The 15135-nt window shown below is 52.0% G+C and carries 11 protein-coding genes and 1 riboswitch; of the genes, 2 read left to right on the forward strand and 9 right to left on the reverse strand.

The window, feature by feature from the left end; all coding sequences use genetic code 11:
- Positions 1-599: 599 nt before the first annotated feature.
- Positions 600-2303 carry a peptidase G2 autoproteolytic cleavage domain-containing protein gene (locus tag R70723_RS27815; protein ID WP_047171255.1) on the reverse strand — a complete coding sequence of 568 codons (1704 nt, stop codon included), beginning with the start codon at positions 2301-2303 and terminating at the stop codon, positions 600-602.
- 206 nt (positions 2304-2509) lie between these two features.
- On the opposite strand from R70723_RS27815, the gene R70723_RS27820 reads away from it, so the two are divergent.
- Positions 2510-3550 carry an LLM class flavin-dependent oxidoreductase gene (locus tag R70723_RS27820; RefSeq protein WP_039877308.1) on the forward strand — a complete coding sequence of 347 codons (1041 nt, stop codon included), beginning with the start codon at positions 2510-2512 and terminating at the stop codon, positions 3548-3550.
- A 91-nt stretch (positions 3551-3641) separates the two neighbouring features.
- On the opposite strand, the gene R70723_RS27825 is transcribed toward R70723_RS27820, so the two are convergent.
- From R70723_RS27825 to R70723_RS27835, 3 genes are all read right to left on the reverse strand, one after another.
- On the reverse strand, positions 3642-4082 hold the full coding sequence (locus tag R70723_RS27825; RefSeq protein ID WP_039877309.1) for a hypothetical protein: 441 nt from the start codon (positions 4080-4082) through the stop codon (positions 3642-3644).
- A 27-nt stretch (positions 4083-4109) separates the two neighbouring features.
- Positions 4110-5246 carry a copper amine oxidase N-terminal domain-containing protein gene (locus R70723_RS27830; protein ID WP_039877310.1) on the reverse strand — a complete coding sequence of 379 codons (1137 nt, stop codon included), beginning with the start codon at positions 5244-5246 and terminating at the stop codon, positions 4110-4112.
- Between the two features lie 155 nt (positions 5247-5401).
- A complete protein-coding gene (locus R70723_RS27835; protein WP_039877311.1) occupies positions 5402-5893 on the reverse strand; it encodes a cysteine hydrolase family protein in 492 nt (163 codons plus the stop codon).
- A gap of 150 nt (positions 5894-6043) precedes the next feature.
- A riboswitch (cyclic di-AMP (ydaO/yuaA leader) is annotated at positions 6044-6187 on the forward strand.
- Positions 6188-6329: 142 nt separating this feature from the next.
- Here R70723_RS27835 and R70723_RS27840 point away from each other — a divergent pair.
- A complete protein-coding gene (locus R70723_RS27840; RefSeq protein ID WP_039877312.1) occupies positions 6330-7493 on the forward strand; it encodes a KamA family radical SAM protein in 1164 nt (387 codons plus the stop codon).
- Positions 7494-7567: 74 nt separating this feature from the next.
- Here R70723_RS27840 and R70723_RS27845 read toward each other — a convergent pair whose 3' ends face one another.
- From R70723_RS27845 to R70723_RS27865, 5 genes are all read right to left on the reverse strand, one after another.
- A complete protein-coding gene (locus tag R70723_RS27845) occupies positions 7568-8467 on the reverse strand; it encodes a DUF6612 family protein (RefSeq protein WP_039877313.1) in 900 nt (299 codons plus the stop codon).
- A gap of 206 nt (positions 8468-8673) precedes the next feature.
- Positions 8674-11727 carry a beta-galactosidase, LacZ type gene (locus R70723_RS27850; protein WP_231574791.1) on the reverse strand — a complete coding sequence of 1018 codons (3054 nt, stop codon included), beginning with the start codon at positions 11725-11727 and terminating at the stop codon, positions 8674-8676.
- Between the two features lie 34 nt (positions 11728-11761).
- The gene (locus R70723_RS27855) at positions 11762-12586 is read right to left on the reverse strand and encodes a carbohydrate ABC transporter permease (protein ID WP_039877315.1); all 825 of its coding nucleotides are present in this window, start codon (positions 12584-12586) and stop codon (positions 11762-11764) included.
- Positions 12586-13473 carry a carbohydrate ABC transporter permease gene (locus tag R70723_RS27860; RefSeq protein WP_039877316.1) on the reverse strand — a complete coding sequence of 296 codons (888 nt, stop codon included), beginning with the start codon at positions 13471-13473 and terminating at the stop codon, positions 12586-12588. The genes R70723_RS27855 and R70723_RS27860 overlap by 1 nt, the downstream gene beginning before the upstream one ends.
- A 112-nt stretch (positions 13474-13585) precedes the next feature.
- Positions 13586-14896, reverse strand: coding sequence for an ABC transporter substrate-binding protein (locus tag R70723_RS27865; protein WP_039877317.1), 1311 nt, complete (start codon positions 14894-14896; stop codon positions 13586-13588).
- Between the last annotated feature and the right edge of the window lie 239 nt (positions 14897-15135).

Here is a 15135-nt window from a genome sequence, read left to right on the forward strand (position 1 = left end):
GCTGTCCGGCTTTGGTGTTTAAACGGATGCCGGAAGGCAATCTGCGTGCTGCTGGCAGTAGTGTGCTGAGGGCTCCAACAACTATATAGTATATTTTTCTGCTAGGGTAAGCAGAGAGAAGGGAGCTGTAAAACCAAATAAAGGCGGCAGTGTCCCCCTTTTCTTCTTCCCGGTGATGCACTTGACCTGTTTTATAGTTAAGGGCACAGAATAAGGAATGAGCCGAGCCGAAATAACTGTACTTTCTGCAACTAAACCCGACTAATTGGCTCCGCTGCAGGTTTTAACTGCACTCTGTACACTTATATTTGCTAAAAACGCCCGAAACCGGCTTTTTCGAGGAAAATAGATGTACAGAATACCATTATTTTCTTATAATGATTCATTTCCACTGTTTTAATTGTACAAAGTACACTTAACCTGATATGACCCTGAACCCGCTGACTGAGGTTAGCGTTTGGCAGGGGCGCTCAATCCGCTGCCCGCCGTTTCTACTAAGTGGGAACAGGTGGAAAATAGTCGCTTCATACGGCCTGCTGTCCCGTTTGAAGCCACTTTCAGCTAATACAGTTCACACCAGTCCTGCCTAAAATCTCGGCCTATCGTACAAAAATACGCACCTGGTCATCCCGGGTACGGCTCATGACCCGGTATCCGGCAGCCGCTGCTGTCGCAATGCCTTCAGCATTCGGCATACAGTAGCCTCCCGGCCGGCAGGTGCCATCATCGCGGACAAGCAGCTTGCCGACTACCCCAACTGCCACCCACTCATCCCGTTGCAGCCGCGGTATATACTCCTCTGCAGCGTTCCAGTCCGGATTCAGGACCGGCTCGGTTTTGGAGGAGGCTGCGCGCACCACATTGCCTTCCGTATCCCGGACCTCCGGCACCTCTACCTCCTGATACTGGATCCGGTCCCATTCATCTGTCACGAACAGCTTGTGCCAGCGCAAATCGCTGGAATCGGCCAGAATGGCCGGTCTACCGCTGACTACCCCCAGAATGTATGAGTCCCCGGCATGGGCTCTGCGGATCTTCTCACTGCCCCCGTCAAAGGTCACAAAATATCCCGGCTCCAGCGCCTGCCCGTCTGAGGTCTCGAACATCTCCGCATAATCGGCTGCGGCCGGGGAAATAACAGTACCGTCCAGATAAAGATTCCCTGTAGCCCCTTCAATTACCGCTGAATTGAGACTCGGCCCTACCGCCAGCCCGTTAGCCAGATGCCAGGAATAGGCGAACCTAGTTGATCCGTTCTGGCCCATAATATGCGAGCCGGTATGCCCGGGCAGCACGGTTGTATTCTCACCCTCGGCATGGGAATTCGCCCCGAAGGCGTGGGTCATGAAGCCCTCGGCATGCGACGCTTGCCCGTCAGCCGTAGTATCTGCACCTTCGGCATGGGCGTAGGCGCCGCTGGCCAGTGTACCCACGCCTTCGGCATGGCTGAAGGAACCGCTGGCCACCGAGTTAGCGCCCTCCGCATGAGCCGACGGGCCGCTGGCTGTCGTCTGAAAGCCTTCGGCGTGAGTGGCCGTGCCGCTGGCTGTTGTGCTCTGCCCCTCGGCATGCGAGCCGAGATTTCCGCTGGCAATCGTCCGGAAGCCTTCGGCATGGGCCGCCGTACCGCTGGCCGATGTGCTCTGCCCCTCGGCATGGGAGAAGTCGCCCTGTGCCACCGGCCCCGCCGCAGCCGTTACATCTGAGGTTCCGCCTTCCGCATGGGAGGCAAAGCCCAGCGAGGTCGTCCCCACCCCCTCGGCATGGGAGCCGGCGCCGCCGGCAAAGTTAGGTGCAGCATTGCCCAGCGGGTCGGCACCGCCGCCTTCCGCATGGGAGGCCCTTCCGGCTGCCGAGTTTCCCTCCCCTTCGGCATGGGCACTTGCTGCACCGGTCTGAGTCGATGTACGGAGGCCTTCCGTATGCGAATAGTCTCCCCAGGCCTGTGTAGCATTGCCTTCGGCATGGGCCTCTGCTCCGGCTGCCAGCGTCATTGAACCCTCTGTGTGCGTGCTCTCCCCCATTGCATGGGTCATATATCCCTCAGCGTGAGATGCCACTCCGCTGGCCGTTGTTGAAGTGCCTTCGGCATGTGCCGTATCATTCGTTGCCTGTGTAAGGTAGCCTTCGGCATGCGATGCGCTTGCACTCGCTACTGTAGTACTTCCTTCTGCGTGGGAGCTATTCCCGCTTGCAACCGTAGAATAGCCTTCCGAGTGAGCGGCTGCACCGCTCGCAGTCGTGTTCAATCCTTCGGCATGGGCAGCGAAGCCGCTCGCCGTATTACCTATCCCTTCTCCCACTCCTGATCACCGCTTTCGTCCGTAATACAATAAACTATGTCCTGCGGTGTATAGCAGTAACGGCAGAAGGGTCGGGGTTATCCAAATTGGCACATGACACGGACGGGCAGAGCAGCACAAAATAAATCCCGGTTTTTCACTTACTAAAGTTGAGAAACATTAAAAAGTATAGTAAGATAGCAATATGAAAAGGGAGGCGGATGAAGATGGAAATAGGAATTAGCACATTTTTGGAGACGACACCTGATCCGGTGACCGGTGAGGTAATCAGCCATGCGGAAAGACTGCGTGAGGCCGTAGAGGAGATCGTCCTTGCCGACCAGGTCGGACTGGATGTATACGGAATCGGTGAGCATCACCGTGCCGACTATGCGGGAAGTGCGCCTGCAGTTGTGCTGGCGGCTGCGGCAGCAATGACTAAGAACATCCGGCTTACCAGCGCCGTATCCGTACTGTCGTCGGATGATCCGGTCCGGGTCTACCAGCAATTTGCTACACTTGACGGCATTTCGAACGGACGGGCGGAGATTATGGCTGGGCGGGGCTCATTCATCGAATCCTTCCCGCTGTTCGGCTACAGTCTTGACGATTATAACGAATTATTTGAGGAAAATCTCGAGCTGCTGCTGAAAATCCGCGCCTCCGAAAAGGTAACCTGGCGCGGCGGCCACCGCCCGGCTATTGATAACCTGCCGGTCTACCCGCGTGCAGTTCAGGACCCGCTGCCGGTGTGGATTGCCACAGGCGGCAATCCCGAGTCGGCTATCCGGGCAGGCATGCTCGGTCTTCCGGTAGCCTTCGCCATCATTGGCGGCATGCCGGAACGCTTCGCACCGCTGGTGAAGCTGTACAAGGAAGCCGCGGCGCGTGCTGGGCACAATCCTGACAAGCTGCAGATTGCCACCCATTCCCACGGCTTCGTCGGCGAGACAACCGAGCAGGCTGCGGCTCTGTTCTATCCTTCCACCCAGGCTCAGATGAATGTAATCGGACGCGAACGCGGCTGGGGCCAGAGCTACAACCGTGCTACCTACGACGATGCCCGCAGCCTGCGCGGAGCACTGTATGTCGGCGACTCCGAGTATGTAGCAGAGAAGATCATTCTGCTGCACAAAAACCTCGGTGTAACCCGCTTCTTCCTCCACGTCAACGTCGGCACCATGCCGCACCGCGAGGTTATGCGCGCGATCGAGCTGCTCGGCACCAAGGTTGCCCCGATTGTACGGCAGGAGCTGGCCCGGAAATAAACCTGTACCCGCACAAAAGAGATGCTCTGCAGACCGTCCCCCGGCCTGTGAAGCATCTTTTTTCTGTAACAATGTATATCCTGAGCTATACTTAACCGCCGATGGAGTCAAATTTGCTCACCACACCGTTTTTATACACTTGAATGGCATTGTAATCCCTGCTGCTGTTCCCCAGCTCGAAAAATCTTATTTGCCCCAGCCGTTTATCCGAGTACTCCGTCGTTCCAAGCTCGTTCACGTCCAGTCTTAACAAATGATCCTTTAATTCCGTCTTCAGTGACTCCAGATATTTCGCTTCCTCATCTTGGCCGGCAACCAGATGATTAACAATGAGATAGGTCTGCTCGCCAGCAGGTGAATAGAGATACAGTCCGCTTTTATCCTTGATCTGGTCTACAAAGCTTTTAGCCCCACTGCTAAGCTGCTTTAATTCTACCTCTTTGGGCGCTCCTTTAGCTAAGCTGCTGCATCCCGCTATAATAGCAACCATAAAGATACACAGACAGCTTGCTACAGCAGTCATTTTTCTCATTACGCTCCTCCTTAACCCGCGCCGGATTTATTGCGAACCCACTGTATACGTCACGGTCTTCACTTTTCCGTCAGGCAGCGTGGCATAAGTGAAGGTCATCAGATTCCCCTCCCGCTTCTTTAGGACAAGCATTTTACTAAGATAAAAATCATCCGATCCGTCTGCCCGGTCCCACTCTTTACGGTCCCCGGCACTGATCAGTTGCGCACTAAGATTGATGCCTGTCCCGCTTGCAGTATTAATGGCATACAGCTGTGTGTTTGTCATGAATCGTGCCAGGATAATATCCTTTGCCGCATATTCAATAGTGTATTGTCCTTCTATGCCTGTGATGGCTTCCAGATCAAACAGCTTGCCCAGGCTGCCGTCTGCATTAATGTACTGTACGCCGGCACCATCGGTCATGTAGATCTGGGGGGTTTTTAGCAGAGGAGCCTTTATGTATGACTTGATATTATAGTGATAGTCCATCTGCTTTACAATTGTGCCGTCTTGAATCAGCGCCTGGTAGCCGTTGCTTATGTCCTGGAACATTGCATAATGGTTATCGGTGAGCAGCAGAAGCTCCGTACCCTTACCTACATTCTTAACCTCAAGACCATGGGTATAAATCAGATCAGCAAACGGCAGTTCTCCGATCAGCACCGGCTTTCCGGAAGCAGAGATACTATAGAAGACATTGCCGTTCTTTTGTGACACCCAGTAGGTTCTGCCTTGAGCCGAAGCAACCGAATAACGTAGCTCATCCACAATGTTCAAGCTGCCGCTGTCCTTGTCATAAACCGTTTTGCCGCCCAGCAGACTGACTGCTGATACCAGCGGTACATAGATTTTACCTTTGAGAATATGCGGCGCCTTAGTCAGGCTTGCTGCAGTACCGTCTACAGTTGCGCTAACAGTACCGGCAGTCAAAGCAACCTCGCGGCCGGGACGGATCAGCTTAGCCGACCTCGTGCTCTGATTCCAGGTAAGGGCGTAGCCCATCGTCTGTGCCAGCTGCTGCAGCGGAACAAGCGTAGTACCAGAAGTAACTACCTGGCTGCGGCCCAGTGAGGTCTCTTTGTAATTCAGCTGAATAACGCTGGCCGAGGCTGCAGATGCTGCTCCCGGACTTAAAGCAATAGCCGCTGCCAGAATGCCGGCAGCCAGCTTCCAATTTTTCATTATGTAAGTCTCCCCTATAATAGAATAGCTTCTGTACTATTGGACGAGCGTAAATGGAAAAAGTTTCAATATACAAGAGGCTTTCTCCAAATAAAAAACACCCCTCCGTTCCGCAGAGCTACTGCAGACAAACAGGGTGTCGTTGGTGTTCAATGCTACTGGTTAATCAAATATGGAATCACCGGATACGAGATCAGATTACGGTCTCTAGAGGCAGCAGTGATTACGTCGCTGTATGCGCTCAAAACGCCATTTTGCAGCAGAACCGGACGGAAGCCCCGCTCGCTTGCCCCGTTGTAGGTAAACTGCACGCAGTGCTCCATCGAGAAGCCGGCGATGATCAGCAGCTCGACACCATGGTCGTTCAGCAGCTGCTCCAGCCCTGTTTTCCAGAATGCATTAGAGTGCTCCTTGGTTACCTTCAGATCACTGTCCTTCACCTGAATTTCCGGAATGATATTGTAGCGTTCCCTGGTAGCTTCCTCTATGCCCTCAATATCCTGAATGTGAATGACCAGCTGATCCTTCTCCCGGAGCATGTCTGCGACATAATTAATATATTCACAGCCGCGGTCCAGCGTCTTCTGATCGACCGAATCCCGCACATAGATTTCCTGCATATCAATAATCAAATAACCCAGCTTCATCAAGGTCCTCCTTGTTGTAAAAAGATATGCCGATATCGTACAACATAATCAGACGGAATACCAAATAACGTTTAATTAAAACTAAACTGTAAAAAGATAGCCTTGCAGCTGACGCCAACAACTTTGACTTAAGCAAACTTTGCAGGTTATACTTGAACTACGCTTAATTTCCAGCATTTCCAGCTGGAAAGCGGGGGAACCAGTCAATTGGGGCGAATCATTGAGATCAGCAATGTAGGGTACCATCTTACCCGAGTCCGTCAGCTAACCTCGTCAGTAGTGGATGGGTCTGCTTTTTTATGTTTCTAATAACATGAGACCCTTGTGCTAAGGGTCTCTTTTTGTGTTCTTTAGAGACCCTGCTGGCTAACAGTTTGGCTTTTGACATCAAGGCTCCCTATTGTCTCGCCATTCTGAGAACAAAGGAGAGATTCATGTGCAAAAGGTACGATACATAACCGACATTAACAAAATGGAAATACTGCCCGAAGCAGAAAGAGCCCGGCTCAAGGAGGTCACGGACAAATTTGTGTTCCGGGCGAACGACTACTATCTGTCCCTGATAGACTGGGAGGACCCGGATGATCCGATCCGCAGGCTCGTTGTTCCCGGAGAGGGAGAGCTCATGGAGTATGGGCAGTGGGATGCCTCCGATGAGGAAGCCAACTATGTGGTGCCGGGCTGCCAGCATAAGTACCGGACTACCGCCCTGCTGATTGTCTCCGAGGTCTGCGGGGCCTACTGCCGCTATTGCTTCCGCAAACGGCTGTTCCGCAATGATGTCAAAGAAGCCTCCTTCGATGTCACCGCCGGAATTGAGTATATCGCCGCCCATCCGGAGATCAACAACGTTCTGCTGACCGGAGGCGACAGTCTGATCCTCTCGACAACCAAGCTGCGCTTCATCATTGAGAGCCTGCGGGCCATCCCGCATGTTAAAATCATCCGCCTCGGCTCCAAGCTGCCGGTATTCAATCCGATGCGTATCTCCCAGGACCCCGAGCTGCTGGAGCTGATCCGCACCCACTCTACTGTAGAAAAACGAATTTATATTATGGCGCATATTAATCATCCGCGGGAAATCACACCTGAGGCCAAGCGGGCCGTAAGAGCCCTGCATGACGCCGGGGCAATTATCGTCAATCAGACTCCGGTGCTTAAGGGCATTAACGATGACCCTGCTGTTCTGGGTGAGCTGCTGGACCGCCTGTCCTGGGCCGGAATCACGCCCTACTATTTCTTTATTAACCGGCCGATCGCCGGCAACCGTGAATTCGTCCTGCCGCTTGAGCAGGTATACCGGATCGTCGAAGAAGCCAAAGCCCGAACCTCAGGCCTCGGCAAAAGAGTCAGGCTTTCCATGAGCCACTCCTCCGGCAAAATCGAAATTCTGGCCATTGAAGACGGCAAAGCCTATCTTAAATACCATCAGTCCCGTGATCAGGAGTACGGAAAATTCATGATCCTCGACTGCCCGGAGGATGCCGAATGGTTCGATGACCTGCCGGGGAATGAGCAATACTGGAGCAAGCCTGTGAAGAAAAGTACGGGTGTCACTGCATGTAATGCAGCGTTACAGGAGACTGTTATTGCGAAGTAAGACTCACTATTAAAACAACGATAGCCCCGGAGATTGGATTATCCCGGGGCTGTTCAATATTTCCGCTATAAGCTCTACTCCAGCTCAGCCGGTTTAACAATTGCTGGGATCTTATTATTCTTGGAGTATTTCGCTTCAATCTTGGTAGTGTATGTATCCTTCGCTCCGTCAGCTGCTAATACATAGCTCAGGTCAACAGTCAGCTTCTCTGTCTGCCATGTCTTGGTATTGACGAATACCTTCCAGGTTACACTCTTCGGCTGCAGGGTCTCCCCATCCCAAAGATTCTCCTGATCATATAAGGTAATGACCGCCTTAGCTGCCGCCGGATCAGTCAGTGTAAACTGCATAACAGTCTGTGTTCCGGCAGTACTTATTTTCATGGATTTTTTGTAGGCTTTGACGGAATCCAGCATGGCTGCAGGATCATACTGGCCTTTGGAGTAAAAGGTATTCCACTCTGCCTTCTCCAGGTCAATCCAATACTGCGCCTCAGGATCAATCGGCTCTCCGTCGCCGTCCGTTACAGTATCAGTATTGCTAAGCTCTTCACTACTTTCATAGTCTCCTTCAGAATCTGCGATAAGCTCGCTGCCGTCTACCAGATAGTAGGACTCCTTATCATTTGCGTACAGCTCATAAGAAGTCTCCAGCAGGCTGACTTTTACACTTCCTGCTGCAGCAAAGGCAGGCAGGCGGTTAATATCCAGATTGAGCGTGTTGGTATTGCTGATCTTCACGCCTCCGCTTTGTACATCCTGTTTCTTGGTCACATCAATGTGAAAATTCTTAAGTGTCTTTGCTGCTGCAGTTACCTTGCTGATCACCTGATCGGCCGTTAATGCTTTAGCCGCAGGAGCCTTGGCAGCCGCTGCCGACACTGTATCAGAGCCGGACACCCCTTCAGCCGCTCCCGACAGCAGCACAACCCCCGCTACCAGACTTGTGCCGATTGTTTTTAGTACCCTTTTCATCCCGAATCTCCCTCTCGGATTGCAATGCCCGCCACAGCAAACCTCTCCCAAGGCTGCCCCTCCGGCTATCCGATCATAGTATATTTGCCATGGGCACTTGTCCCACCATTAATCTATCATGGAGATAATTTCCTGTAAATGATCAAAAGCCGGCCCCGCTCTGAATACCATCAGAGCGGGGCCGGCTTCATTTCTACAGCATTACATTAATTCTCTCCCAAACCCAAACCGGACAGGAAGAATTCATATTCCAGCGGCTGGTCTGCAGGAATTCTGTATTCCGGATGGACCGGTGCGCCCCAGCTGTCGTCACCGCCGACGCCCATTTGTCTGCCGGCAACAGTTACTACAGTGTAGTGAACCTGCGGAAGCTCAAACGGATGAGCGGCATGCTCCAGCTCGAATGCGGTATATGGCGACAAGGTACATTCTACAGGAGCGCTTGCCGGAGCTGTAATCTGCAGCCCGACTCCTGCTTTATCGGTAATACTCACGCGGCGGACACCCGTGCGGTTGCCTGATTCCTGCGGTACAAGATAGCGGGACGGCAGTTCCTGTACCTTGCGGCTGAACACACCGAGTCTGGCGCCGAACGCACGGTCGATGTAGTTCTCCTCAGGTCCCATTGCGTACCACTCGGACTGCTCATAGTCAGCCGACATCTTGAAGAATAAGGCTACGATCGGCACATCCGGAAGTCCGGCAGCACCGGAATAACGCGTACGAACTCTTACCGTTCCGTTGCCGTACACAGTATAAGCTGTCTTAAACGCCAGCTCCTCATGAATGCTGAACCGGTAATCAAAGCTTACCGTTACTGCGCCTTCCTCCTGCTCAAGGCTTCCCTCTACGCATTTGCGGGCCAGACTGGCAGCGTACCAGGCTCCGCCATGGTATCCGAGCTGGGTTCCCTTGTCGTTGTCAGTAGCTGCACGCCAGAAAAGCGGCGCCGGAGGAGCCTCAATCATCTCATGTCCGTGATAGTTCAGCGACACGAGCGATCCGACCTGCTTGGAGAAGATTACGGTAAAGCCTTCGCCGATTACGCCGATCTGCACATCTCCTTCTACTACGTTCAGTGCGCCTGCAGGCAGTTCAGCCTGCGCAGCCTCCACATTGAAGATATGCTCGCCAAAGGCGATTTCATATCCTGCTTCGGCCCACAGCTCAGCTTCCTTCAGTACCAGAGAAGCCTGGATGCTGTACTCGCCCGGAGTCCCTTCCGTATGCGGAAGCTCAATCGGTACCCGTACTTCGCTTTGCGGAGCTGCGCTGACATCTGTGGTCCACCTGCCAAGCAGCTCGCCCTCACAATACAGGCTGTATTCCAGTGCCAGATGCTCCGTTCCTGCGAACAGGCTTTCATTCGTCACGCGGATGCCTGTCAGGTCTGGCGCAAGCTTGTAGTTCTGATACAGGAATTTAACCTCCTGCATCTTAGGTGTCCACTTCCGGTCAGCGAACACAATGCCGTTCCCGCAGAAGCTGTAATCCGTCGGACGGTCACCGAAATCTCCGCCGTACGCGAAGAATTCATTACCATAGCGGTCCTTCTTGAGAATGGACTGGTCGATGTAATCCCAGATGAAACCGCCCTGGTACATCGGGTATTTGTTCTCAAGCTCAGTATACTTATGCATGCCGCCGACGGAGTTACCCATCGCGTGCATGTATTCGCAGCTGAGATACGGCTTGTCCGGATTACTGTTCAAATATTCCTCAATGTCGGCCGGCTTCGCGTACATCCGGCTCTCCATATCGCTTGTATCATTATAATTGCGGTCATAGAACACGCCTTCATAGTGAACGAGACGGCTGTTGTCCCGGCTGCGGAACCAGTTCGCCACATCCAGAATGACTTGCCCCGCATACGATTCGTTACCGCAGGACCAGATCAGAATGGACGGATGGTTCTTGTCCCGCTCCACCATATTGACCGCACGGTCCAGCACGATGTCATGCCATTTCGGATCATTATGCGGAATATTCCAGGACGGCTCGACCGCGCCCATCTTCTGCCAGGAGCCGTGGGTTTCCAGGTTCATTTCATCGATGACATAAACCCCGTATTCATCGCACAGCTCATACCATAAAGTCTGGTTCGGATAGTGCGAGGTCCGGACGGCATTGATGTTGCTTCTCTTCAGCGTCTCAATATCCCACAGCATATCCTCACGGGTAATGTTGCGGCCTGTGCGGCAGTTGAATTCATGGCGGTTGACGCCCTTGAAGACAATCCGTTTGCCGTTGATGCACATCAGCTTGTTCTTCATCTCGAACCGGCGGAAGCCTGCCTTCTGCACAACAGCTTCGACAACAGCTCCGTCTGCCCCCGTCAAAGTGAGACAAACGGTATAGAGATACGGGGTCTCTGCACTCCAGGTCAGAACATCTGCTACTTCACCCGATAGGGTTAGCTCTTGCCCGTCAAACACACCCCCGCTGCTGAGCCGAACCTCCCCGTCACGGTCCTTCAGCTCAAGCTTGGCACTTACCGTATCCTGCGGCAACTCCAGCAGGCGCATGGTTACATTCAGACTGCCTTGTGTGTAAGTATCGTCCAGCTCAGCCCGTACCTCGAGATCACGGATATGGACCTTTGGAACCGTATATAAGTACACCTCACGGAAAATCCCGGAGAACCGCCAGAAATCCTGATCCTCCAGCCAGCCGCCGGTGCTGCGCTGGTAGACCTCAACAGCCAGCTTGTTTTTGCCTGCCCGCATAAACGGGGTCAGGTCAAATTCTGAGGGAGTGAAGCTGTCCTCGGCATAGCCGACGAATTCACCGTTCAGCCAGACATAGAACGCCGATTCAACACCCTGGAACGAAATGAACAGCGGTCCGTTCTCCATATTTTCCGGCAGGCGGAACTCCTTAACGTAGCTGCCGACCGGATTATGGTCCGGAGAGATGTGCGGCGGACGGAGATCAATCAGCCCATCCCAAGGGTACATTGTATTTACATATTGCGGCCGGCCGTAGCCCTGCAGCTGAATATGTCCGGGAACCTGAATATTGTCCCAGCCTGTGCAATTGAATTCTTCCTTATAAAAAGCTTCCACACGGCTTGCCGGATTCGGCGCATAGCTGAATTTCCAGCTTCCGTTCAGGCTGAAGCGCATATCCATCGGCGCTCCGGCCTCTGCCTCAGCCAGATTTGAATAATAGCGGTGATCCGAATGAGCCTCGACCCGGTTCACCTTAAAGGTGCCCGGATCTTCCAGCCAGCTCAAGCTTGGGTTAACTGCCAATTTCATTTCCTCCTCTGATAGAAAGTGAACTTGTAAATCATTATTTCACTGATCCCACCATACCGGCAACGAATTGCTTCTGCATCAGGAAGAAGACGAGTGCTGTCGGAAGTGTAGAGATAACGACTGCGGCCATTATAACACCGAAATCCGGAGAGTAGCTGGAGCCCAGGTTCGAGATCAGCAGCGGAATCGTCCGTTTTTCCGGAGTCTGCAGCACGATCAGCGGCCAGAGGTAGTTATTCCAGCTGGACATAAACGTGATGATTGCGGCGGCAGAATAGGTCGTCTTCATCGTCGGCATGTAGATTTTGAAGAACAGGCCCAGCTCCGATAATCCGTCAATCCGTCCGGCCTCAAGCAGCTCACGAGGGAACATCTTTGAGCTCTGCCGGAAGAAGAAGATCAGGAAAGCCGTCGTAAAGGTCGGAAGAACGACAGCAGCGACTGTATTAACCCCGATCAGCGGAGCAGCAGCCGACAGCTTGGAGAACATCTGATACAGCGGAACCATCAGCGCGGCAAAAGGGATCATCATGGATAATAATAACAGATTGAAGACCATATCCTTCGCTTTGCTGCGGTAAATTTCAAATCCGTAGCCGGCCAGGGAAGCAACCAGCAGGGCCAGAACCGTTGTTGTCAGAGCGATTTTGAGCGTATTCCAGAGTGCAGGCACCAGGTTGATCGACTCTGTCAGCTTTCTGATATTGTCGAACAGTGCTGTACCGGGCAGCATTCTGCCCTGGGTCACGTCAACCGAAAGGTTAGTGGCGCTGATAATCATCCACAGAAACGGGAAAATCGAAACGAACGCGACAATGGACAGAAAAATATAAATTGGGGCACGGCGTAAGCTTCTCATTATTTATCATCACCTGCCAGTTTGATTTGAAGGAAGGCCAGAACAACAATCATGGCTACGATAGAATACGACACGGTAGCGGCATATCCGAAGTCAGGCGTGTATTTGAACGAAAGATTATAAATATATTGGGAAATGGAGAGCGTCGCGTTGCCGGGACCTCCCTTAGTTATATTCATAATTTCATCGAACAGCTGCAGGGTACCAATAGTCGAGGTAATCGACGTAAACAGAATGATTGGCTTGAGCAGTGGCACGGTAATCGCGAAAAATTGTCTCGGACCCGAAGCACCGTCAATTTTTGCAGCTTCATAAATGGAACTGTCGATGTTTTGCAGCGAGGAGAGGAAGAAAATCATATTGTATCCCGTCCAGCGCCAGGTAATGGCGATAATAATGGTAACCTTTGCCCAGAAGGGATCGGAGATCCACTGGATCGGTTCAGACAGGATGTGCAGGTTCATTAAAGCCAGGTTAATCAGGCCGTCATTGCCAAACAGATATTTGAACACGACGGAGTAAGCTACAAGTGAGGTTACGCAAGGCAGGAAGATCGCTGTACGGAAAAAGCCTTTGAAGCGCAGCTTGCTGTCATTCAGCAGCACCGAAATCATCATCGCAAACACGATCATAACTGGTACCTGTACAATCAGGAACAGGAAGGTATTCTTTACTGCGGTAAAAAAGGTTTTGTCGCTGAGCAGGCGTTTGTAGTTGGTTAATCCGTCAAAATGAAGATTAGCCCCTGCACCCGTTTTGAACGAGAGCAGCAAGGCTTGAATCATCGGATAGAAATAAAACAGACAGATCATGAGGACGGCTGCAGCAATAAACAGCCAGCCGGTAAGCTTAGCGCGGTTGCGCATGGTATGGTTCACAGCTCTCATTCCTTTCTCTATACAGGCGTATATCTTTACATAGGAGAAGCCGCTATCCTCCGTCCTGGCTCTAGACGGCAGGTAGGGAGGACAGCGGAGTAATCAGGTATTACAAGATCTTTTACTGGATTTGGGATTCAGCCTGGGACTGTGCATCGGCAAGCGCTTTGTCCAGGTCCGTACCGTTCAGGAAGTTCTGCATTTCAACCTTGAGAATATCCTCAAGCGCATAAGTGTGCAGACCGTAGTTTACGTTCGGGATTTCAGCAGTCCATTTTGCAAAGTCAGCGATAACCTTTTGTCCGCCGAAGAATTCATCAGCCGCACTGTAAGCTTCGCCTTCAGCAGCCGGTTTGTAAGTACCTACAACGCCTACATCTGTTACAAGCTTCTGGTACAGGTCAGCATCAGAGCCAAGGGTTGCGCCCAGGAATTCAATCGCTGCTTCTTTACCGTCATTGTTCAGCACATACCAGGAGCTGCCGCCGAGGTTAGATGCGTGTACAGAGTTTGCTGCATTCTTGAGTTTAGGGAACGGTACTACCGCCCATTTGCCGGACTGGTCAGCCGATGCTTTTACAGAAGGTGTGATCCAGTTACCTGTAGGAACCGAAGCAACGTCACCGCTGTTGAAGCCTGCCAGGAAGGAGCTCCAGTCGGAGTTGATTTTCACGATATTAGCATTCATCAGCTCTTTGTAGCTTTCGAAGGCTTCCTTCAGAACCGCGTTATCTTTCAGGTCAGGTGTTGTTCCGTCCTCTTTCAGGTACCAGGAGCCGGCGGACTGGATCATCATGCGGATCAGCCCCAGATCGTTAGGGTCCTGTGTCAGCATATCTTTACCTGTTTTTTCTTTAATGGCTTTACCGATTTCAATGTACTGCTGCCAGTCAATATCCTGCAGATCGTCAACCGTGTAGCCGGCTTCCTGCAGATAATCAGTACGTACGTACAGGCCTACAACACCGGAGTCGAACGGTACGCCGTATTGCTTGCCGTCAAAGCTGGTTGGTCCAAGCTTGTATTCAGCGAAATCAGCAGTGTTAATGGCATCGCCGAGTTCCTGAAAAGCGTCTGGATACGTTTGCAAGAAGCTCTGTGCACGGTAATCCTCAATCAGAACAATGTTTGGCAGACCGGAAGCGGAGCCTGAGTTAAGCCCTGTGTTCAGCTTCTGGATGATGTCATCCTGCGCATATTCAACAACGTCGATTTGAGCATCTGCATTCTTTGCCACATAAGCGTCCTTAGCAAGGTTCATTGCAGCGATATTGAAGTTTTTGTCCCAGGCCCAAACGGTAATTTTCTGGTTTCCGCCAGCTGCATTTCCTTCGGCTCCTGTATTGGCTTGGTTATTCGTATTTGCGTTGCTTGAGCATGCTGTCAGAAGTGTAAATCCGGCGAGCATAAGCGCGGTAGCTTTTTTCTTCATGATGTAAGTCCCCCTAACATTTATTTGAAAGTGCTTTCTTTATCAAGAATATCATCCCGGTTCATCATTCCGTTAGAAATGATTTTAGTTAAAATAGTGATAATATTGTCTTCTGTATCCGCTTCCACGGTCCACGGATTAGCATTATTTTTCCCCTTTCGCACTTTTTTTAGGTAAAACAGGCCGCACAGATGCAAGAAGCCGACGCCGTTGTGCGGCGCCGGCTTGCGGCGTAGCTG

Origin of the sequence: Paenibacillus sp. FSL R7-0273 (assembly GCF_000758625.1) — a bacterium.
Lineage (GTDB): Bacteria > Bacillota > Bacilli > Paenibacillales > Paenibacillaceae > Paenibacillus_AQ.